The 21,216-nt window shown below is 37.1% G+C and carries 19 protein-coding genes; all 19 read left to right on the plus strand.

Annotation, left to right across the window (positions count from 1 at the left end):
• The first annotated feature begins 2 nt into the window (after positions 1 to 2).
• Positions 3 to 2,186 carry a translation initiation factor IF-2 gene (gene infB / locus C1A05_RS10835; RefSeq protein ID WP_102028258.1) on the plus strand — a complete coding sequence of 728 codons (2,184 nt, stop codon included), beginning with the start codon at positions 3 to 5 and terminating at the stop codon, positions 2,184 to 2,186.
• Positions 2,183 to 2,461, plus strand: a complete 279-nt coding sequence (locus C1A05_RS10840; RefSeq protein ID WP_102028259.1) for a DUF503 domain-containing protein — start codon at positions 2,183 to 2,185, stop codon at positions 2,459 to 2,461. Before infB ends, C1A05_RS10840 begins: the two co-directional genes overlap by 4 nt.
• 108 nt (positions 2,462 to 2,569) lie before the next feature.
• Positions 2,570 to 2,926: a 30S ribosome-binding factor RbfA gene (gene rbfA, locus C1A05_RS10845; protein WP_102028260.1), complete on the plus strand. Its 357-nt coding sequence runs from the start codon at positions 2,570 to 2,572 to the stop codon at positions 2,924 to 2,926.
• Positions 2,927 to 3,005: 79 nt separating this feature from the next.
• Positions 3,006 to 3,917, plus strand: a complete 912-nt coding sequence (gene truB, locus C1A05_RS10850; RefSeq protein WP_102028261.1) for a tRNA pseudouridine(55) synthase TruB — start codon at positions 3,006 to 3,008, stop codon at positions 3,915 to 3,917.
• Positions 3,918 to 3,933: 16 nt separating this feature from the next.
• Positions 3,934 to 4,881 carry a bifunctional riboflavin kinase/FAD synthetase gene (locus tag C1A05_RS10855; RefSeq protein ID WP_102028262.1) on the plus strand — a complete coding sequence of 316 codons (948 nt, stop codon included), beginning with the start codon at positions 3,934 to 3,936 and terminating at the stop codon, positions 4,879 to 4,881.
• Between the two features lie 126 nt (positions 4,882 to 5,007).
• A complete protein-coding gene (rpsO, locus tag C1A05_RS10860; protein ID WP_102028263.1) occupies positions 5,008 to 5,277 on the plus strand; it encodes a 30S ribosomal protein S15 in 270 nt (89 codons plus the stop codon).
• A gap of 160 nt (positions 5,278 to 5,437) precedes the next feature.
• Complete coding sequence (gene pnp / locus C1A05_RS10865; RefSeq protein ID WP_102028264.1) at positions 5,438 to 7,549, plus strand: polyribonucleotide nucleotidyltransferase; 2,112 nt, start codon at positions 5,438 to 5,440, stop codon at positions 7,547 to 7,549.
• 163 nt (positions 7,550 to 7,712) lie between these two features.
• Positions 7,713 to 8,666, plus strand: a complete 954-nt coding sequence (locus C1A05_RS10870) for a polysaccharide deacetylase family protein (protein ID WP_102028265.1) — start codon at positions 7,713 to 7,715, stop codon at positions 8,664 to 8,666.
• Positions 8,667 to 8,705: 39 nt separating this feature from the next.
• The gene (locus C1A05_RS10875) at positions 8,706 to 9,920 is read left to right on the plus strand and encodes a M16 family metallopeptidase (RefSeq protein WP_102028266.1); all 1,215 of its coding nucleotides are present in this window, start codon (positions 8,706 to 8,708) and stop codon (positions 9,918 to 9,920) included.
• Between the two features lie 49 nt (positions 9,921 to 9,969).
• Complete coding sequence (locus C1A05_RS10880; RefSeq protein ID WP_102028267.1) at positions 9,970 to 10,212, plus strand: YlmC/YmxH family sporulation protein; 243 nt, start codon at positions 9,970 to 9,972, stop codon at positions 10,210 to 10,212.
• Positions 10,213 to 10,533: 321 nt separating this feature from the next.
• Positions 10,534 to 11,427, plus strand: coding sequence for a dipicolinic acid synthetase subunit A (gene dpaA / locus C1A05_RS10885; protein WP_102028268.1), 894 nt, complete (start codon positions 10,534 to 10,536; stop codon positions 11,425 to 11,427).
• Between the two features lies 1 nt (position 11,428).
• A complete protein-coding gene (dpaB, locus tag C1A05_RS10890) occupies positions 11,429 to 12,034 on the plus strand; it encodes a dipicolinate synthase subunit B (RefSeq protein ID WP_102028269.1) in 606 nt (201 codons plus the stop codon).
• Between the two features lie 170 nt (positions 12,035 to 12,204).
• Entirely contained in the window at positions 12,205 to 13,257 is a 1,053-nt protein-coding gene (gene asd, locus C1A05_RS10895; RefSeq protein ID WP_102028270.1) for an aspartate-semialdehyde dehydrogenase, read from the plus strand.
• A gap of 160 nt (positions 13,258 to 13,417) precedes the next feature.
• Positions 13,418 to 14,635 (plus strand): aspartate kinase, encoded by a 1,218-nt coding sequence (gene dapG, locus C1A05_RS10900; RefSeq protein WP_102028271.1) that lies wholly within the window; start codon positions 13,418 to 13,420, stop codon positions 14,633 to 14,635.
• Positions 14,636 to 14,659: 24 nt separating this feature from the next.
• Complete coding sequence (dapA, locus tag C1A05_RS10905) at positions 14,660 to 15,526, plus strand: 4-hydroxy-tetrahydrodipicolinate synthase (protein ID WP_255398299.1); 867 nt, start codon at positions 14,660 to 14,662, stop codon at positions 15,524 to 15,526.
• Positions 15,527 to 15,631: 105 nt separating this feature from the next.
• The gene (locus C1A05_RS10910) at positions 15,632 to 16,387 is read left to right on the plus strand and encodes a ClpP family protease (RefSeq protein ID WP_102028273.1); all 756 of its coding nucleotides are present in this window, start codon (positions 15,632 to 15,634) and stop codon (positions 16,385 to 16,387) included.
• On the plus strand, positions 16,384 to 16,593 hold the full coding sequence (locus C1A05_RS10915; protein ID WP_102028274.1) for a YlzJ-like family protein: 210 nt from the start codon (positions 16,384 to 16,386) through the stop codon (positions 16,591 to 16,593). Before C1A05_RS10910 ends, C1A05_RS10915 begins: the two co-directional genes overlap by 4 nt.
• Positions 16,594 to 16,799: 206 nt before the next feature.
• Complete coding sequence (locus C1A05_RS10920) at positions 16,800 to 19,121, plus strand: FtsK/SpoIIIE family DNA translocase (protein WP_102028275.1); 2,322 nt, start codon at positions 16,800 to 16,802, stop codon at positions 19,119 to 19,121.
• A gap of 905 nt (positions 19,122 to 20,026) precedes the next feature.
• Complete coding sequence (locus tag C1A05_RS10925; RefSeq protein WP_102028276.1) at positions 20,027 to 21,109, plus strand: BMP family lipoprotein; 1,083 nt, start codon at positions 20,027 to 20,029, stop codon at positions 21,107 to 21,109.
• Positions 21,110 to 21,216 lie beyond the last annotated feature (107 nt).

Raw genomic sequence — 21,216 nt, forward strand, 5'->3', positions numbered from 1 at the left:
GTATGACTAAAATGCGAATTTATGAATACGCAAAAGAACGAAATTTAAAAAGCAAAGATGTTATTACAAAATTAGAGGAATTAAACATTGAGGTCTCAAACCATATGTCAACCATTACAAGCGAAACAATTAATCTACTCGATAAAGAGTATGGAAATAAACAACAGCAAGAAACAAATCCTAAGGAAAAATCTGTAACTGAAAAGAACGATCGTCCGAAAAAGCCTGAGCAAAAAACTGCTCAACAGCAAGGTTCCAAGGATGCTAAACAAGGAAAAAATAGCCAAAATAACAAACAACCTAAACAAGAAACTTCAAAACCACAAGCAAATGATTCAAAAAAGAATAATAAAAAGAAAAAACAAAAGAAAAATAAGCATATGAATACAAACAACAATGACAAACAACAACCACAACAAAAGAATACGGAAACACCGAACAAAATTACCTTCAGTGGAGGATTAACTGTAGGTGAATTAGCAAGTGAGTTGGGTAAAGAGCCTTCTGAAATCATTAAGAAATTAATGTTCTTGGGAGTAATGGCAACAATTAACCAAGAGCTTGATAAGGATACGATTGAATTAATTTGTGATGATTATGGAATTGAAGTAGAAGAAACAGTGGAAGTAGATGAAATTGCAATCGAAAACTTTGACTTTGAAGACGATCCGGATTCTTTGGTAGAACGCCCGGCAGTTGTGACAATTATGGGACACGTTGACCATGGTAAAACAACTTTACTTGATTCCATTCGTAATACCAAAGTAACGGAAGGTGAAGCTGGAGGTATTACACAGCATATTGGTGCATACCAGATTGTAAAAGATGGTAAGAAAATAACGTTTTTAGATACGCCTGGTCACGCAGCTTTCACTAGCATGCGCTCAAGAGGTGCACAAGTTACAGATATCGCGATTTTAGTAGTTGCTGCAGATGATGGTGTAATGCCACAAACTGTAGAAGCTATTAATCATGCGAAAGCTGCAGAAGTACCAATTATTATTGCAGTAAACAAAATCGATAAAGAAGGCGCGAACCCAGACCGTGTGATGCAAGAATTAACAGAGTACGAATTAATTCCTGAAGATTGGGGTGGCGAAACCATTTTCGTTCCAATCTCCGCCTTACAAGGTGAAGGGATTGAAGATTTACTTGAGATGATCAACCTAGTTGCTGAGGTAGAAGAACTAAAAGCAAACCCAGATCGCCTTGCAACTGGAACTGTTATTGAAGCACAGTTAGATAAAGGAAGAGGTCCTGTCGCTACACTATTGGTACAAAACGGAACGCTAAAAGTTGGAGATCCAATTGTAGTTGGCGCAACCTTTGGTCGTGTACGTGCAATGGTTAACGATTTAGGTAGAAGAATTAAAGAAGCAGGACCATCGATGCCGATTGAGATTACAGGCCTAAATGAAGTTCCTCAAGCAGGTGACCGTTTCATTGCCTTTGACGATGAAAAGAAAGCTCGTCAAGTAGGGGAAGCTCGTCAACAGAAGCATATTGAAGAACAACGAAATGATACGGTTCGTGTAAACCTTGATGATCTCTTTGAACAAATCAAACAAGGTGAAATGAAAGATATAAATATTATTATTAAAGCGGATGTACAAGGATCTGTAGAAGCATTGGCAGGTTCTCTTCAAAAGATTGAAGTAGAAGGCGTAAAAGTAAAAATCATTCATACAGGTGTAGGTGCGATTACAGAATCAGATATTATTCTAGCGTCTGCATCCAATGCAATTGTCATTGGCTTTAACGTAAGACCTGATGCAGGGGCTAAGAAAACAGCAGAAACAGAAAATGTAGACATTCGATTGCATCGTGTCATTTACAAGGCTATTGATGAAATTGAAAGTGCAATGAAAGGGTTACTTGATCCAGAATTTGAAGAAAAAGTGACTGGTCAAGTAGAAGTTCGTGAAATCTTTAAGGTATCGAAAGTTGGAACAATAGCAGGCTGCTTTGTTACAGACGGTAAAGTTACCCGTGATGCTGGTATTCGCTTGATTCGCAATGGCGTCGTTATTTATGAAGGAGAACTTGATTCCTTAAAACGTTTCAAGGACGATGTGAAAGAAGTAGCTCAAGGCTATGAATGTGGTATAACCATCAAAAATTATAACGATATTAAAGAAGGCGACGTTATTGAAGCCTATGTAATGGAGGAAATCGAACGGAAATGATAGGCTATCTCGAGGTGGATTGTCATATTTATGATACACATTCATTAAAGGATAAAAGATCCGTCTTAAAAAGAGTAATGAACCGCCTGAGTAAGCAATTCAATATATCCATTTCTGAATTAGACCATCAAGACCTTTGGCAACGAGCGACCTTAGGGATTGCACACGTATCGTCCTCAAAGGTTCAAGCCGAAAAGGTTTTACAAGAAGTGTTGAAGCAATTCGATTCCTTTACAGAACTAGAAGTTGCGAATAAACATTTCGAATGGTTTTAAAAGGTCGATGTGTAAGTAAATTTGAAGTTTGTTATTCACAGATGTTTAGCTTAAGCGTTAAATACGAGAAGTAAGGAGCGCTTAAGCTTTCCTTAGTGAGGTGAGAGTATGAGTGAATTACGTTCTAATCGTGTTGCTGAGCAAATGAAAAAAGAGCTTGGCGATATTATTGGAAAAAAACTAAAAGATCCACGAATCGGTTTTGTAACAGTTACAGATGTTCGAGTTACTGGAGACCTGCAGCAAGCAAAGGTCTTTATATCCGTTTTAGGTGATGAGGATAAGAAAAAAGATACTCTAATTGGCTTAGCAAAGGCGAAAGGATTTATTCGGTCAGAAATTGGGAGACGAATTCGCCTTAGAAAAACGCCAGAAATCACTTTTGAATTGGATGAAGTACTTGAATATGGTAATAAAATTGAAACGTTATTACGGGAATTAAACGAAGACACGAAAGACCAGTAATGAAAAAAAGGGTAGACCACATGTGTCTACCCTTAACTTTCTTTTAAAATGTATTTTTCGATAAATAGGAGGGATGAACTTGGATGGTATCCTTCCATTATGGAAGCCAAAGGGTATGACATCACACGATTGTGTTTATGCAATTCGAAGGCTATTGAAAATGAAAAAAGTTGGACATACTGGAACTTTAGACCCTGCTGTTGAAGGGGTTTTGCCAATTTGCTTAGGTCAAGCAACAAAAATCTCAAGCATTATTATGGAATCCCAGAAGGTGTATGAGGCAGAGGTGACACTCGGTGTTTCGACTGAAACCGAAGACCAAGAAGGCGCAGTTGTAGAAGTAAAGAAACTAACGGAGCCATTGACGATGGCTGAAGTAGAGCGTGCATTGCAGGGATTCATAGGGGAAATGGAGCAAATTCCACCTATGTATTCAGCTGTTAAAGTAAAAGGAAAGAAATTATATGAGTATGCTCGTTCTGGTGAAGAAGTAGAGCGACCAGTAAGAAAAGTACACATTCACTCCATAACTTTGCTGTCTGAGGTGAAGACATTAGAGGAGGGAACTGCCACATTTCGGATTCGGGTTGCTTGTTCGAAAGGAACGTACATTCGCACACTGTGTGTAGACATTGGAAAAGAACTAGGATTCCCAGCGCATATGTCTCAATTAGTTCGTATAGAATCAGGCACATTCCAACAGGAAGATGCTGTCACTTTTGAGGAAATACAGGAAGCGGTAGAAAAAGGAACCGTGGAACGAATGGTGAAAAATCTCGATCAAGCTCTTACAAAGTATGATCAAATTGTCGTGTCAAAAGAGGATGAACTACGAATCAGGAATGGTCAAGTACTTCCATTACCAAAAGAAGAATGTAAAACCAATCCATTTCGAATGAAAACTAGTGACGGAAAGCTCTTAGCACTTTATCAAATACATCCAACAAAACCTCATGTAATGAAACCATTTAAGATGTTTGTTGTGAAATAAGAAGAAGGTGAAAACGATGAAAACCATTTATATAGAGCATCCACATAATTTGAAAAAAGCGGATATAAAAGAAACAGCCCTTGCAATAGGATATTTCGATGGAATCCATAAAGGTCATCAAGAAGTAATCTTAACAGCGAAAAATGCTGCAGATGAAAAGGGATTTCAAAGTGGAGTTATGACTTTTCATCCTCATCCTTCCGTTGTGTTAAATAAGAAGATTCAACATGTCCAATATATAACTCCTCTTGAGGATAAACTAGAACAGCTAGAAAAATTAGGCATCGATTGTGTGTATGTCGTCAAATTTACGGAGTCCTTTTCTAATTTAGAGCCAGAAGAGTTTGTCCAGCAATTTTTAATTGATCTAAATGTAAAACATGTAGTCGCTGGCTTTGACTTTTCTTACGGGAAAAGGGGGAGCGGGAATATGGATTCTATGGTTGAACATGCTCGCGGCTTATTTACAATTACAACCGTAGAAAAAATAGAGAAAGATGGGGAAAAAGTGTCATCTACTCGTATTCGTAAAGAGCTTCAAAATGGTAATGTAGGCGAGGTTCAACGACTATTAGGAAGACCTTATCATGTAAAAGGTAAAGTCATTACTGGATATCAACGTGGTCGTACAATCGGTTTTCCAACGGCAAATATTGCAGTAAAGGATGAATACTTAGTTCCACAAATTGGTGTTTATGCTGTAAGAGTGACGATACAAGACAAACAATATTATGGTATGGCAAGCATTGGCTACAATCCAACCTTTGAAAATGAACATAAAAAACCTTCTGTAGAAGTGAATATTTTTGACTTTAATGGAAATATTTATGATGAAGAAATAAAATTAGAATTATATGAATACATGCGTGAAGAGAAGAAATTCTCTGGAATTGAGGAACTAAAAGAGGCATTAAGGCAGGATGAGGAAAATATTAGGTCTTATTTTTCTACTACAATCATATAATATCTCTTGCTTTTTTGCTTGAAAAGTTGTAATCTAGTATCCGTACGTAATTAAACCATCGCTTGGCTTCTCGAATCACCGACGTTTAGCTAGGGGATTGGGGATCAATAATAGGAGGTGAAAAGGATGGCAATCACAAAAGAACGTAAAAATGAAATCATTAACGAATTCAAAACACACGAGAATGATACTGGTTCTCCAGAAGTTCAAATCGCTGTCCTAACGGAAGAGATTCAAAACTTGAACGACCATTTACGTGTTCATAAAAAGGACCACCATTCACGTCGCGGTCTTTTAAAAATGGTAGGTAAGCGTCGTAATCTATTGAACTATTTACGTAATAAAGATGTTACTCGTTACCGTGAATTAATTCAAAAACTAGGTTTACGTCGTTAAGTAGTAAGCGGGAGATTCTCCCGCTTTTTCTATAGATTCGTTCGTATTACTTATATTTGGTTTTATACGATTTATACATATATTTTATCTTGTTTGAGGAAATCTAAAAATACTTACATTTACTAAACGTAAATATTGTTTGAGAGGAGTTAATTGATATATGTCCGAAAAGAAAACATTTTCGATAGATTTAGCAGGCAGAACGTTGACCGTTGAAATCGGTGAATTAGCAAAACAAGCTAATGGCGCCTGTTTAATCCGTTACGGAGAGACAGCTGTATTAAGTACAGCTACTGCTTCTAAAGAAGCCAAAAATTTAGGATTCTTTCCATTAACTGTGAATTATGAAGAACGACTTTATGCTGTAGGTAAAATTCCAGGAGGATTTATTAAGAGAGAAGGCCGTCCTAGTGAAAAAGCAATCTTAACTTCTCGCTTAATCGACCGCCCAATCCGTCCTCTTTTCCCAGATGGATTCCGGAATGAAGTACAGGTAATAAGTACTGTAATGAGTGTGGATCAAGACTGTTCCACAGAAATTGCTGCTATGATAGGTTCTTCTATTGCATTGTCTGTATCCGATATTCCATTTAATGGACCAATCGCAGGTGTTATTGTTGGTCGAATCGATAATGAATTCATCATTAATCCCACTGTAGAGCAACTAGAACGTAGTGATATTCATTTATCTGTAGCAGGGACGAAAGATGCTGTAAACATGGTAGAAGCAGGTGCGGATGAAGTGCCTGAGGAAGTAATGCTTGAAGCTATTATGTTCGGGCATGAAGAAATTAAGCGTCTTGTAGCATTCCAAGAAGAAATTGCACAAGAAGTAGGCAAAGAGAAATTTGAAGTAACCTTATTTGAAATCGATGAAACTCTTCGCGAAGAAGTAAAAGAGAAGGCTCTTAATAAACTGTTATCAGCAATTCAAGTTCAAGAGAAACACGCTCGTGATGAAGCAATCTCTGCTGCAAAGGATGAAGTGTTAACGGAATATGCGGAACAAGAAGTGGAAGAAGAAACAATTGGTCAAGTAAAAGAAATATTGGACAAGCTTGTTAAGGAAGAAGTTCGTCGCCTTATTACAAAAGAAAAAATAAGACCAGATGGACGTAAACCTGATGAAATAAGACCGTTATCTTCAAGGGTAGGTATTTTGCCAAGAGCTCATGGGTCTGGTCTTTTTACAAGAGGACAAACGCAAGCACTAAGTGTATGTACGCTAGGCGCCCTTGGGGATGTTCAAATTTTAGATGGTCTAGATTTAGAAGAATCAAAACGATTTATGCATCATTATAATTTTCCATCCTTTAGTGTTGGGGAAACAGGCCCAATCCGTGGACCTGGTCGTCGTGAAATCGGTCATGGTGCACTAGGTGAACGTGCTTTAGAACCAATTATTCCTGATGAGAAAGCATTTCCATATACGATTCGTGTCGTATCTGAGGTGCTAGAATCAAATGGTTCAACATCTCAAGCTAGTATATGTGCGAGTACGATGGCAATGATGGATGCTGGTGTGCCAATTAAAGCACCTGTTGCTGGTATTGCTATGGGGCTTGTGAAATCTGGTGAAGACTACACGATTTTGACAGATATTCAAGGAATGGAAGACTTCCTTGGAGATATGGACTTTAAAGTTGCAGGAACTAGTGAAGGGGTTACAGCTCTTCAAATGGACATTAAAATTGAAGGTCTTTCTAGAGAAATTTTAGAGGAAGCTTTAACCCAAGCGAAAAAAGGAAGAATGCATATTTTAGGTCATATGTTAGAAACGATTAACACACCGAGATTAGAGCTTTCCCAACATGCTCCTAAGATCTTAACAATGTCTATTAAGCCTGAGAAAATTCGTGATGTAATCGGTCCAAGTGGAAAACAAATTAATAAGATTATTGAAGAAACAGGCGTAAAAATTGATATTGAGCAAGATGGTAGTGTGTTTATTTCTTCCGTTGATATGAAAATGAATGAAAAGGCGAAAGAAATTATTGAAGATATCGTTCGTGAAGTAGAAGTTGGAAAAATTTACTTAGGAAAAGTAAAACGTGTCGAAAAGTTTGGAGCCTTTGTTGAAATATTTAAAGGCAAAGAAGGACTTGTACACATTTCCCAATTAGATGAAAAACATGTGAAAAATACATCTGATGTTGTTTCTGTAGGCGATGAGATATTAGTTAAAGTAAAAGAGATTGACAATCAAGGACGTGTAAATCTTTCAAGAAAAGATGCAATGAAAGATCAAGAAGCAGCAAAAGAAACAAATTAAACAGAAAAGAAGCTGGAATTCCAGTTTCTTTTTTCACAATTGCATAAAAGGATTGAGACTAAGGTTTGTAAAACACCTTAGTTTTTTTAATGGCTGAATTTAAGTGGAGAAATGTTCTAAGTTGTACAACCCCTTCATATTTTTAAGGGAAGGGGGAATGATTATGAAACGGCATCATTTACTACAATTATTTTTATTTACGACAATTGTCTTTTTAAGCTATACCTTTTTACAAAATACATATACAAAAGTGGATATAGATGTTATGAAAAATATTGAAGTTACAAAAATAGATAAATCCGATTCCCTATATCAAGAAATTGTAAAAAAGGCGAAAGAATATGAAACGAAGCCTCAAAATGCAACAATTGATAAAGTGTGGAAAAAGATGCCAGGATTAAGCGGTTTACAAGTAAATATTGAAAAATCCTATCTTAATATGAAAAAGAAAAATAAATTTGATGAGAAGTTGATTGTTTATAACAATATAAGACCAGAAATATCCTTGAAAGATTTACCAGCTTCCCCAATTTTTAGAGGACATCCCGATAAGAATATGGTAACATTTTTAATTAACGTATCTTGGGGAGAAGAACACATTCCTGATATGTTAAAAACGTTAAAGAAGCATAAAGTGAAAGCAACATTCTTCATCGATGGTGCCTGGGCTGAGAAAAATGTAGAGCTGGTTAAAATGATTAAAGAAGAAGGACATGAAATTGGTAGTCATGGATATAATCATCCGAATATGAGTAGGTTATCTAATGAGGAAATTCGCAATCAACTTACGAAAACAAATAATATACTAAAATCGATCGTTGATGAAAAACCAATGTATTTTGCACCACCTGCCGGTAACTATACAGATTCAGTAGTGAAAGTGGCAGATGAATTAGAGATGGAAACAATCCTTTGGACAGTGGATACCATTGACTGGCAAAACCCAACAAAACAAGCCCTTTTAAATCGAGTATTAACAAAAGTGGAGCCTGGTACGATGATTTTAATGCACCCGAAAGAAGTAACGAAAGATGCCCTGGATGAATTAATTTTGAAAATTAAGGATAAAAACTATAAAATTGGTACTGTTGGTAAATTATTAGATGAAGAAAGATAAAAAGTAATCGGAAAAGGAAAAGTACTAGGAGGATTTATATTGGTGAAAAAATACACATGTCAAAATGGTTTAACAATCGTATTAGAGCACATTCCAACTGTAAGGTCAGTCTCCTTAGGTGTTTGGGTGCTAGCTGGGTCTAGAAATGAAGATGAAAAAAATAATGGAATTTCACATTTTATTGAACATATGTTTTTCAAAGGTACTAAAAATAGAACTGCCAAAGAAATAGCGGAAGCTTTTGATGCTGTAGGTGGACAAGTTAATGCCTTTACCTCAAAGGAATATACATGCTATTACGCTAAGGTTTTAGATTCACATGCAGATTATGCTTTAGATATATTATCGGATATGTTTTTTCATTCTAAGTTTGATCCAGAAGAAATGGAAAGAGAGAAAAAAGTAGTTCTCGAAGAAATAAAAATGTATGAAGATACACCTGATGATATTGTCCACGATCTACTATCACAAGCAAGTTACGGCGGTCACCCATTAGGTTTTCCGATTTTAGGTACAGAAGAAACGCTACACTCCTTCAAGCCTGACGATATCCACCAATACATGGAGGAAAATTACACACCTGAAAATGTTGTTATTTCAGTAGCCGGGAACGTTGACGAAAGTTTCTTTAAAAAAGTGGAAGAGCATTTTGGAACCTTTACGAGAAAAGGACAAAGGAATGCTATTGTGGAGCCATCCTTCTTGACAGAACAAATCTCGAGAAGAAAAGAGACTGAACAGGCTCATCTTTGTTTAGGATACAAAGGTCTTCAAGTAGGGCATGAAGATATTTATAGTTTAGTTGTTGTAAACAATGTACTCGGTGGTAGTATGAGCTCAAGACTATTTCAAGAAGTACGTGAAGCTCGTGGATTAGCATATTCTGTATTCTCCTACCATAGCTCCTTTTTAGACAATGGTTTGTTAACCATTTACGGAGGAACTGGTAGTGACCAATTAGAAATATTACAACAAACCGTTGAGGAGACCATCCAAGAACTCGTTTCATCAGGTTTAACAGATAAAGAATTAAACAATAGTAAGGAACAATTAAAAGGGAATTTAATGCTAGGCTTGGAAAGCACAAATAGTCGAATGAGTCGAAATGGGAAAAATGAATTATTATTAAAACGGCACCGATCTCTAGATGAAATTATTCAAGAAATCGATCGCGTAAGTCATGATTCGGTCCATAAAATCATTCAAGACATCTTTAATAAACCGTATTCTAGCGCATTAATTTCGCCGAAGTAAAATAACTTGTATCCCTCTTGCATAGAATGATGTAGGAGGGATTTTTAGGATGCGATTCAAAGAGCTTAGTGGAAAAGAAATGATCGATGTAGAGCGTGGGGCAAGACTTGGTGTTTTAGGCCAAACGGATTTGGAAATTGACTCGAAAACGGGACGGATAAATTCCATTATCGTACCGAGCTACAAATGGTTTGGGGTAAAAAAAGGGGAAAGTGAAGTGAAGATCAGTTGGAATGAGATTGAAAAAATTGGGGATGATATGGTCATCATCAAGCCAAGAAATGATATGTAAACAACAACAACACGACACCTGCATGATACGGAAAGCTTTATTCTGTATCGTGCAGGTGTTTTTTATTGGTTTGGAAACCACATCTAATCGAACGGCAAGGTAATCTCTAGCTCCCGCAAAAATTCAGCCATTGCTTCCCTTACATTAGAAGGGAATAAACAAGATGCTACTACTTCTTACTTAACAATAAACAAGCACAAGCTCTATTAATTATGCACATAGTTGTTATATCTTCATAAGATAAATCGAAAACAATTTGGGCTCATATTATTTTTGAAGTTGTATTTCGTTTATGAAGTTACCTAAAAAGAGGTGAATTTGATGTTAACGAATTATCAAATAGGAGTCATTGGCGGTGACGCTCGTCAGCTTGAGATTATAAAAAAACTATGTGACGCAGATGCTAATTTATTTCTAGTCGGATTTGATGAACTAGACGAGGATATTCCAGGTTCAACGAAAACAGATATGGAGCGGATTTCTCAAAATCAATTAGATGCCCTTATACTACCTGTAGCAGGAACGGACCATGAGGGTTATTTAGACTCTCACTTTTCCGATTACTCCCCGCAGCTCACAAAAGAATGGGCGAGCAAACTAAAGGAGGATTGTTTTGTGTTCTCCGGCATTACGAACAGTTATTTAACTTCGCTATGTGAGGATGCCAATGTTCAATTAATTCCTTTGTTCAATCGTGACGATGTAGCCATTTATAATTCTATTCCTACTGTAGAAGGTGCAATTATGATGGCAATCCAATATACAGATTTTACGATTCATAGTTCCAATGTCGTTGTAATTGGTTTTGGTCGGGTAGGTAAGACATTAGCAAGTGCATTTAAAGCGTTAGGTGCAAAAGTCAAAGTAGGTGCTCGAAACAAAGCCGATCTAGCCCGAATTTATGAAATGGGCTTTCATCCTTTTCACGTGGATGATTTAAGCACGGAAGTATCCGATTGTAATATATTGTTAAATACAATTCCTGCACAAATTGTAAATGTAAAGGTTCTCCAAAATATGTCTACAGAATCGTTAATTATTGATTTGGCATCAAAACCAGGAGGTACGGACTTTCGTTATGCGAAAAAACGGGGGATAAAAGCAATTTTAGCACCAAGCCTACCTGGTATGGTAGCGCCAAAAACAGCAGGTAATATATTGGCTGCTGTTATAAAACAAATTTTATTGGAAGAAAAGGGAGAGAGGAGTATATAATATGGATTTAAAAGGTAAGCGAATAGGCTTCGGTATCACTGGATCCCATTGTACGTATGAAGAGGTGTTCCCGCAAATAAATAGTTTAATGGAAGCTGGTGCAGAGGTAGTACCAGTTATTTCAAAGACGGTACAATTTACGGATACAAAGTTTGGGAAAGCGGTCGACCACGTTGCCAAAATCGAGGAGTTGACTGGACAGAAAGTAATTGCATCTATTCCGGAAGCAGAACCATTAGGCCCAAAAAACCCACTAGATTGTATGGTTATCGCTCCCCTAACAGGTAATTCCATGAGTAAACTCGCTAATGCAATGACCGATACTCCGGTACTAATGGCAACAAAAGCGACCATTCGTAATCAACGACCTGTTGTTTTAGGGATTTCCACGAATGATGCTTTAGGATTAAATGGTGTAAATTTAATGAGGCTAATGGCGACCAAATATTTATATTTTATCCCATTCGGTCAAGACCACCCATTCAAGAAGCCTACTTCCTTAGTTGCAGATATGAGTCAGCTAAAAGAAACCATTGAGCACGCGCTAGAATTTAAACAACTACAGCCTGTTTTAATCCAACGAATGTTCAAGGAAAATGAGGCATAAACCGTATTTTTATTGCTATGAATATGGTAAAATAGTAAAAACAAAGGAATGACAACTATTAATCCATCCAAAAGAAAGTGATTACAGTAGTTCGTCAATCTTATGACAAAGGCGCCCGTTATCATACGGGGCCTTGTCAAATTTTCCATATTTAGAGAGGGGTAAAAATAATGTTTCAAGCAGATGGATATCATGTAGCAGTTGTTGGAGCTACGGGGGCTGTAGGGCAGAAAATGATTGAAACGTTAGAAAATCGAAATTTTCCAATTCAAACTTTGTCTTTACTTGCATCTAAACGTTCAGTAGGAAAGAAAGTTTCATATAAAGGGCAAGAAATTGAAATTAAGGAAGCAACACCTGAAGCTTTTACAGGTGTAGATATAGCTTTGTTCTCAGCAGGTGGTTCCATTTCCAAACAGCTAGCTAAAGAAGCGGTAGTACGCGGAGCTGTAGTAGTAGATAACACAAGTGCATTTCGTATGGACGAGAATGTACCTTTAGTAGTTCCAGAAGTAAATGAAGCAGATATTAAAGAGCATAACGGAATTATTGCGAATCCAAACTGTTCTACTATTCAAATGGTTGCAGCACTTGAACCAATTCGTAAAACATACGGATTAAATAGAGTCATAGTTTCCACATACCAATCAGTATCTGGATCTGGAACAGCGGCAGTTGAAGAACTAAAAACACAAACGAAAGCCTTTCTAGAAGATAAGGAAATGGAAGCAAATATTCTCCCTGTAAAAGGGGATAAGCACCATTATCCAATCGCTTTTAATGCATTACCACAAATTGATGTATTTCAAGAGAATGGTTATACATTTGAAGAGATGAAAATGATAAACGAAACGAAAAAAATTATGCACCTTCCAGAATTAGAGGTAGCGGCTACTTGTGTTCGTTTACCGTTTTTCACAGCTCACGCCGAAAGTGTATATATTGAAATAGAAGATGAAAATGTTACAGTAGACCAAATAAAAGGTCTATTAAAGGATGCTCCTGGGATTGTTCTTGAGGATGACCCAGCTACGCAAACGTATCCAACACCATTAAAGGCACAAGGTAAAAGAGATGTATTCGTGGGAAGAATCCGCAAAGACCTTGATCGACCAAATGGTTTTCACCTTTGGGTTGTATCCGACAACCTGTTAAAAGGGGCTGCATGGAACTCTGTACAAATTGCAGAGCGACTAGTTGAAAACAATTGGCTTAAAAAATAAATAAAACAATTCTAAAAAAATGTAGCGTGTAAGCCACGAAAGCTAAAATATCGTAAAAAATCTGTTAACCAGTCCCTTCCGAATGGATTGCAATGGAGATGGGATTGAACCCATCCCTTTTTTAGGCTTACGCTTTAGAAGAAGCTAACGAGGTGACTAAATGAAGATTGTAGTACAGAAATTCGGTGGAACTTCCGTACGAACGAAAGAAACACGAAAGAATGCTATCCATCATATACAAAACGCAGTGAATGAAGGCAATAAAGTCGTTGTTGTCGTTTCAGCTATGGGAAGACTTGGAGACCCTTATGCAACGGATACACTGTTATCCTTAATTGGAGATAAAGAGAGTATTGTTTCGGATCAAGAGAGAGACTTATTAATGTCATGTGGTGAAATAATATCATCTGTAGTGTTCTCGAATGAGCTTAACGTTGCTGGTTTGAAAGCAAAAGCATTGACAGGATCTCAAGCGGGCTTTTTAACAAGTGATGAATTTACAAACGCTAAGATAGAAAAAATGGAAACAGATCGTCTGCGCAAAGAATTAGAAAATCATGATGTAATTGTTGTAGCAGGTTTTCAAGGGAAAAACGCAGATGGTGATATTACCACATTAGGACGAGGAGGTAGCGATACCTCTGCTGCAGCTTTAGGAGCAGCTCTGCAAGCAACCTATATCGATATTTTTACCGATGTAGAAGGGATTATGACAGCAGATCCGAGGATTGTAGATAATGCAAGACCTCTTTCTGTTGTTACGTATAACGAAATCTGTAATTTAGCATATCAAGGCGCGAAAGTAATTCACCCGAGAGCGGTAGAATTAGCAATGCAAGCTGAAGTACCAATGCGAATTCGGTCTACCTATTCCGATGATAAAGGAACGTTAATTACAGCATCAAGAACCGATGAAAAAGGTAAAGATGTCACAGACCGTCTCATTACTGGAATCGCGCATTTAGCAGGTATAACACAAATTCATATTGATACAGATGAAAAAATTGAAAATGTGCAAGCTGACGTTTTTCAAACTATGGCTAATGCAAATATATCCGTGGACTTTATCAATATTTCAAAAGATGGAGTAACGTACACGGTACAATCACACCAGGCTGATAAAGCGGTAAAGCTAGTAAAGGAATTAGGTCACGAGCCTATTATTGAAAATGAATGTGCCAAAGTATCAACCGTTGGTGCAGGGATGTCAGGAGTTCCTGGTGTAACAGCTAAAATAGTGCATACACTAGCATCTAAAGGAATTAAAATTTTACAATCTGCGGATAGTCATACAACAATCTGGGTGCTAATAAAAGAGAAAGATTTAAAACAAGCTGTCTCTGCATTACACGATATTTTTGAACTGGATCAATATTGAGTTAAGTGAAAGGAGATAGGAGCTTTGACTTTCGGGAAGATCTTAACGGCTATGGTAACACCTTTCAACAATGAAGGAAAAATTGATTATGAGAAAACGGAAAAGTTAGTTGAGTATTTGCTTGAAAATGGAACGGATGGGCTAGTTGTTGCTGGGACTACAGGGGAATCTCCAACCTTAAAAGTCGAAGAACAAGTAGAATTATTCAGACACGTAGTAAAATTTGTTAATGGACGTGTACCTGTGATTGCTGGAACAGGTAGCAACGATACACAACATGCGATAACGACAACAAGACTTACAAATGATACTGGCGTAGATGGGATTATGCTTGTAACTCCGTATTACAATAAACCAAACCAACGTTCAATTTATGCACATTTTAAAGCGATTGCTGAGGTAACTGATTTGCCTATAATGCTATATAATGTGCCTGGACGCACGGTTGTTCGAATTGATCCAGATACCATTTTACAATTGTCGCAGCTAGACAATGTTGTTGCATTAAAGGATGCAACAGGTGATCTAGATAGTATGGCAGAAGTAATTGAACGTACGAGTGATGATTTTATGGTCTACTGCGGTGATGACAGTTTAACGTTACCATCCTTAGCAATTGGAGCAGACGGTATCATATCCGTAGCATCTCACATCATCGGTAATGAAATGAAGGAAATGATTCAATTATTTGAAGCGGGTGAAGTTCAAAAGGCAGCTCAACTTCACCGTAAACTCGTACCGATTATGAACGGAATATTTATGACACCATCCCCAACAGCTGTTAAAGCAGCCCTTAATATGAAAGGGATTGAAGTAGGTTCTACTCGCTTACCATTAGTAGACCTAACAGAGGATGAATTAGAAAAGTTATCCACATTATTAAATGCATAAAAGGTAAAGTCGACATACCCATGTCGGCTTTATTTTTTTAGGAACACTTGGTTTTGTAATGGTGCATTTTTTTGCCATGGCTGGTGAAACTATAAGAAAGCTATGATGAAAAGGAGAGCTGATAGTGTGACTGAAAGAGATGATAATCAAAATCAAGAGGAAGAAAAAAGCTCACCAGCTAGTTCACTGGTGGAGAAAATTCAATCATTAGGTCAGTCCAATGTGGCATCTGCACCGGATTCGAACATTCATATTCTTCCAATCATTGGGCAAATAGAAGGTCATGTACAATTACCGCCTAAAAATAAAACAACTAAGTATGAACATTTAATACCACAAATTATCGCAATTGAGCAAAACCCGAAAATAGAGGGATTGATTGTGTTATTAAATACAGTTGGTGGTGATGTAGAGGCGGGGCTTGCTATATCCGAAATGATTGCATCCATTTCCAAGCCAACTGTATCCATTGTGTTAGGTGGTGGTCATTCCATTGGTGTACCAATTGCCGTATCCACTGACTATTCCTTTATTGTCGGTACTGCGACCATGACCATTCATCCTATTCGCTTAACTGGACTTGTTATTGGAGTTCCACAAACTTTTGAATACTTAGATAAAATGCAAGAAAGAGTTATTAAGTTTGTAACAGGACATTCCAATATTACTGAGGAAAAATTTAAGGAATTAATGTTTGAAAAAGGAAACTTAACAAGAGACATTGGTACGAACGTTGTCGGTACAGATGCTGTTCAGTATGGCCTTATCAATGAAATTGGCGGCGTAAAGGAAGCCTTACAAAAGCTAAATGAAATGATTGAAGAAAGACGTAAAAATGAAGAAAATCAGGTGATTCAATGATTCTATATACACCGCTTAGCATGGATGATATTTTTCCCGAAGATGAAAGGGAATACGAAAAGCATAAATGGATAAATGTAGAGGGGAAAATGATGAAAGTATATGATCATAATGATGGGACAGTTGAATTAACACAAATGATCTCTACAAACCCAAATGATTACTTAGATACACGGTATATGCCAGGTTCAAGATTGAAACTGTAAGATTTAGTAGACCTTAGGATTTTATACCAAAATGAAGGTTTCTATGATATAATAAGATAGACAAAAATTTTAAGCAGCCATTTTGTGGCTGCTTAAAATTTTATCCTACAGGAATACTCAATAATTACGAGCGATGAATATTACATATATGTACGACTTTTCGCTAAATGTAAGCGGTGAGTCGTGTTTTTTTCTGAGGTGATGATATGGCAAAAAAACGAACTAGACGAAAACGAAAACTACGAAAAGGTCTTAAATTTGAACTGTTAGGCCTACTTTTTATATCAATTGCTATTTTTTCGAGCGGGATTAGTGCCATTGGACAAGGGTTTATCCCAAGAGGCCTTGAACAAATAGCTCGATTGTTTTTTGGCTTTTGGTTTACGGTTCCAGCCTTATTTTTATTTGGCTTGGGTATTTACTTAATGATTAAACGAAGCTGGCCAAACTTTTTTACTCCCAAGCTAATCGGATTTTACATAATCTTTGCATCTGTTTTGTTATTTACACATGTCCAAAGATATGAGCCAATTATGGTATCTCCAGAAGATCCTTCCATTCTAAAAACGACATGGAATCATTACACACTTTATTTAAGTGGAGATGTTAGTTCTTCCTTTTTGGGTGGAGGAATGATAGGGGCCTGCTTGTTTGCATTTGGTTTCTATTTGTTTTCTCCAACAGGGGCAAAAATTTTATCGGTAATGGGGATTTTAGTAGGTATCTTATTCCTTACACAGGTTTCCCTAGGCGACATGATTAAAAAGTTTTACGAGAGATTCAAAAACAGACTATCGGAAGCATGGACAAAAATGAAAGCAAAATGGGATGAAAAGAAGGCATTAAAGGAACTACAAAAAAGGGAAAAGTCAATCTCGGAAGATGCATCCTTGGATGATGAAGTAGAGATAGTAGATGATGATCATTCAGAACCTATAATTGAGGACTTTACCAATCGAATTTATACAAAAGATGACATAATTGAAGATCAAGAAGCAACGGAACAACCTCCAGTAAATGTTACAGATCCAAATGCAACCGAGCAAGAGGAAAAGGAAACAACGGTTTTAGATCAAGCATTGCCACTAACAGAGATTGAAAATGAAGAATATTTATTACCTTCTCTTGATTTACTAGCAGAGCCAGTCCATAATTCGCAGCAACAAGAGAAATCGCAAATTCAGGCAACTGTACGTAAATTGGAACGGACGTTTGACAGCTTTGGGGTTAAAGCGAAAGTTTCAAAGGTACATGTTGGTCCATCTGTAACTAAATACGAAGTGTATCCAAGTGCGGGTGTAAAGGTTAGTAAAATCGTTAATTTGCACGATGATTTAGCATTAGCATTAGCAGCGAAAGATTTACGTATTGAAGCACCAATTCCAGGTAAATCTGCAATCGGCATTGAAGTTCCAAACCAAGAAATTGCAATGGTTGCTTTACGAGAAGTACTAGATGAAACAATCAAAAGTAAAGATTCGAAGCTATTATTTGGATTAGGTCGAAATATTTCCGGCGATGCTGTTACAGCGGAATTAAACCGAATGCCCCATTTATTAATTGCAGGTGCAACAGGAAGCGGTAAAAGTGTATGTGTAAATGGAATCATTACTAGCATTTTAATGAGAGCTAAGCCTCATGAAGTGAAAATGATGATGATTGATCCGAAAAAAGTAGAATTAAATGTTTACAATGGGATTCCCCATTTACTATCGCCAGTAGTGACAGATCCGAAAAAAGCATCGCGCGCCTTAAAAAAGGTTGTATCGGAAATGGAAAGACGTTATGATTTATTTTCTGATACTGGCACACGTAATATCGAAGGGTACAACGAGTATGTTAGAAGGATGAACACAGATAGTGAGGACAAGCAGCCATTATTACCATACATCGTCGTGTTAATTGATGAATTAGCCGACTTAATGATGGTAGCTTCTAGTGAAGTAGAGGATTCCATTACTCGCCTAGCCCAAATGGCACGTGCAGCAGGCATTCACTTAATTATCGCTACACAGCGTCCTTCTGTTGATGTTATTACTGGAGTAATCAAAGCAAACATTCCTTCACGAATTGCATTTAGTGTATCATCACAGACAGACTCTAGAACGATACTGGACTCTGGTGGTGCTGAAAAATTATTAGGTAGAGGGGATATGTTATTTTTACCTGTTGGAGCAAACAAGCCAACACGTATACAAGGAGCATTTCTCTCAGACGAAGAAGTAGAGCGAATCGTAGATCACTGTATCGAACAGCAAAAGGCCCAGTACCAGGAAGAAATGATTCCAGACGATCAAGATGAAGTCATGGACGAAGTCGACGATGAATTATACGATGAAGCAGTTCAACTCGTGATGGAAATGCAAAGTGCAAGTGTATCCATGCTTCAGAGAAGATTTCGTATTGGATATACCCGAGCAGCTCGACTAATCGATGCCATGGAAGATCGTGGAATCGTAGGGCCATATGAGGGTAGTAAACCAAGAAAGGTTTTAGTTACTAACGTGAAAGAAGAGCAAACATTATAAGTTATTCGTAAGGAACCCAAGCCACGATTAAATCCTCCTAGTAGAGGATTGGAATGGTTTGGGTTTTTTAATTGGATATAAAATCAGACTATGATTATACAGCTGTGCAAGCATACGCTACAAAAAAAACAAACTGCTAACACCAGGGGTCTCCTTGTATTACCGTCACTGATTTTTGGTTTTTAAAGAATGTTTGTGCCGTATGGAGATGTTAATTGCGTACGTATTTGAGCAAAGGGATTCTTGTAAAATATGGTTCATAGCCAACTCTTATGTGACCGGTTAATGCAGGTACTCTTGGTTCGGGCACATAGCTAACCTCTATGTTCTGGGTTCTTGCTGATGCCCTTGTTTTTGGTCACATAGCCACCCCTATGTTCCCGTTTAATGCTACTGCCCCATTGTTTCGGTCACATAGCCACGCTGTATGTTCCCGTTTAATACGCATACCATCGGTTTCGGGCACAAAGCCAACAATCACTCAATTATTTTAGCAATTTCACTTTCGTATCACTTTTTTAAAAAATGTATTACAGAACACGATTTTGTATTTTTACCCATTTCGAACACCATTACAACAAAGTAAGAATAGTCAAAAAACCGAAAAGAATTAGACTTTTTGAAAGTTTGCTAGATTTATTAAGTGTTTCTCAATTTCAAAAAAAATGTTATTTCATTTCGCTAGAAAAAGTGGTATATTAAAATGCGGAAGCTCACAATTTGTCAGGTTTTGTTTTCTAGTTATCTTTTATTTTTAACTAGAATAATTAAAATATTCAAAACGAATAAGTGGACTTATTTTTTTATAGGGTCTGAAAGCGTTTGTAAAATGTTTTGAGATGGATATAAAGACCTTGGCATTTTGCGTTCTTTCTTAAAAAATATTAAATGGGGGTAGGACAAATATGCTTAAAAAACGCATTTTGTTTGCATTAATGTTAGTTTTAGGCCTTGTCTTAGCAGCGTGTGGTACATCTGATAAAAAAGAAGCTGCAGATGGAGAGAAGGAAGCAACAACTGATTTTAAAGCGGCAATGGTTACAGACATTGGTGGAGTAGATGATAAATCATTCAACCAATCTGCATGGGAAGGTTTAAAAGCATGGGGAGAAGAAAATGGTCTTTCTCAAGGGGAAGGATTTGACTATGCTCAATCTAACGCAAAAGAAGACTACATGCCTAACCTTACTAGCTTAATTCGTAACGATTACAATCTCGTATTTGGTATTGGGTTTGAACTAAAAGAAGATATTCAAACGGTTGCGGAACAATATCCGGACACATACTTTGCATTAGTAGATGATACTGTTGAAGCACCGAATGCTACAAGTATTACGTTTAAAGAGCACCAAGGTTCTTTCTTAGTAGGTGTTATCGCAGCACTTAAATCAGAAACTGGTAAACTAGGATTTGTTGGTGGGGTAGATTCTCCATTAATCAACAAGTTTGAAGCTGGTTTCATTGCTGGTGCTAAATCTGTAGATCCATCAATCGAAGTAACTGTTGAATATGCAGAATCCTTTGGTGATGCTGCAAAAGGTAAAATGATTGCTTCTAGCATGTACAATGACGGAATTGATATCATTTATCATGCTGCTGGTGGTACAGGTAACGGTGTGTTTAACGAAGCAAAAGATATTAAGCAAAACGATCCAGAACGTCAAATTTGGGTAATCGGGGTAGACCGTGACCAACACGAAGAAGGTCAAATTGGTGACCACAACATTACATTAACTTCTATGGTTAAACGTGTAGACGTTGCCGTACAAGACGTTTTAAATCGTGCTATGAAAGATGAATTCCCTGGTGGCGAACTTCTTGAATATGGTTTAGAAGAAGATGGTATTGCTTATGCAACTACTAACAAAGAAGCAGTAACTCAAGAAATTATTGATGAAGTAGAAGCATACAAAGAGCAAATTCTAAATGGTGAAATTCAAGTTCCACAAACTCGTGAAGAATTAAAATCTTTCGAAGCTGGACTATAAAAATTAAAGAGGAGGCTTAGGCCTCCTCTACTAATAAAAATCTTCAACTGAAGTGGATATATAGTTATATATCCTTTTCATTTGGCGATTTTTAAAAAAATCCCATG

Origin of the sequence: Salirhabdus sp. Marseille-P4669 (assembly GCF_900240405.1) — a bacterium.
Classification (GTDB): domain Bacteria; phylum Bacillota; class Bacilli; order Bacillales; family Alkalibacillaceae; genus OEQK01.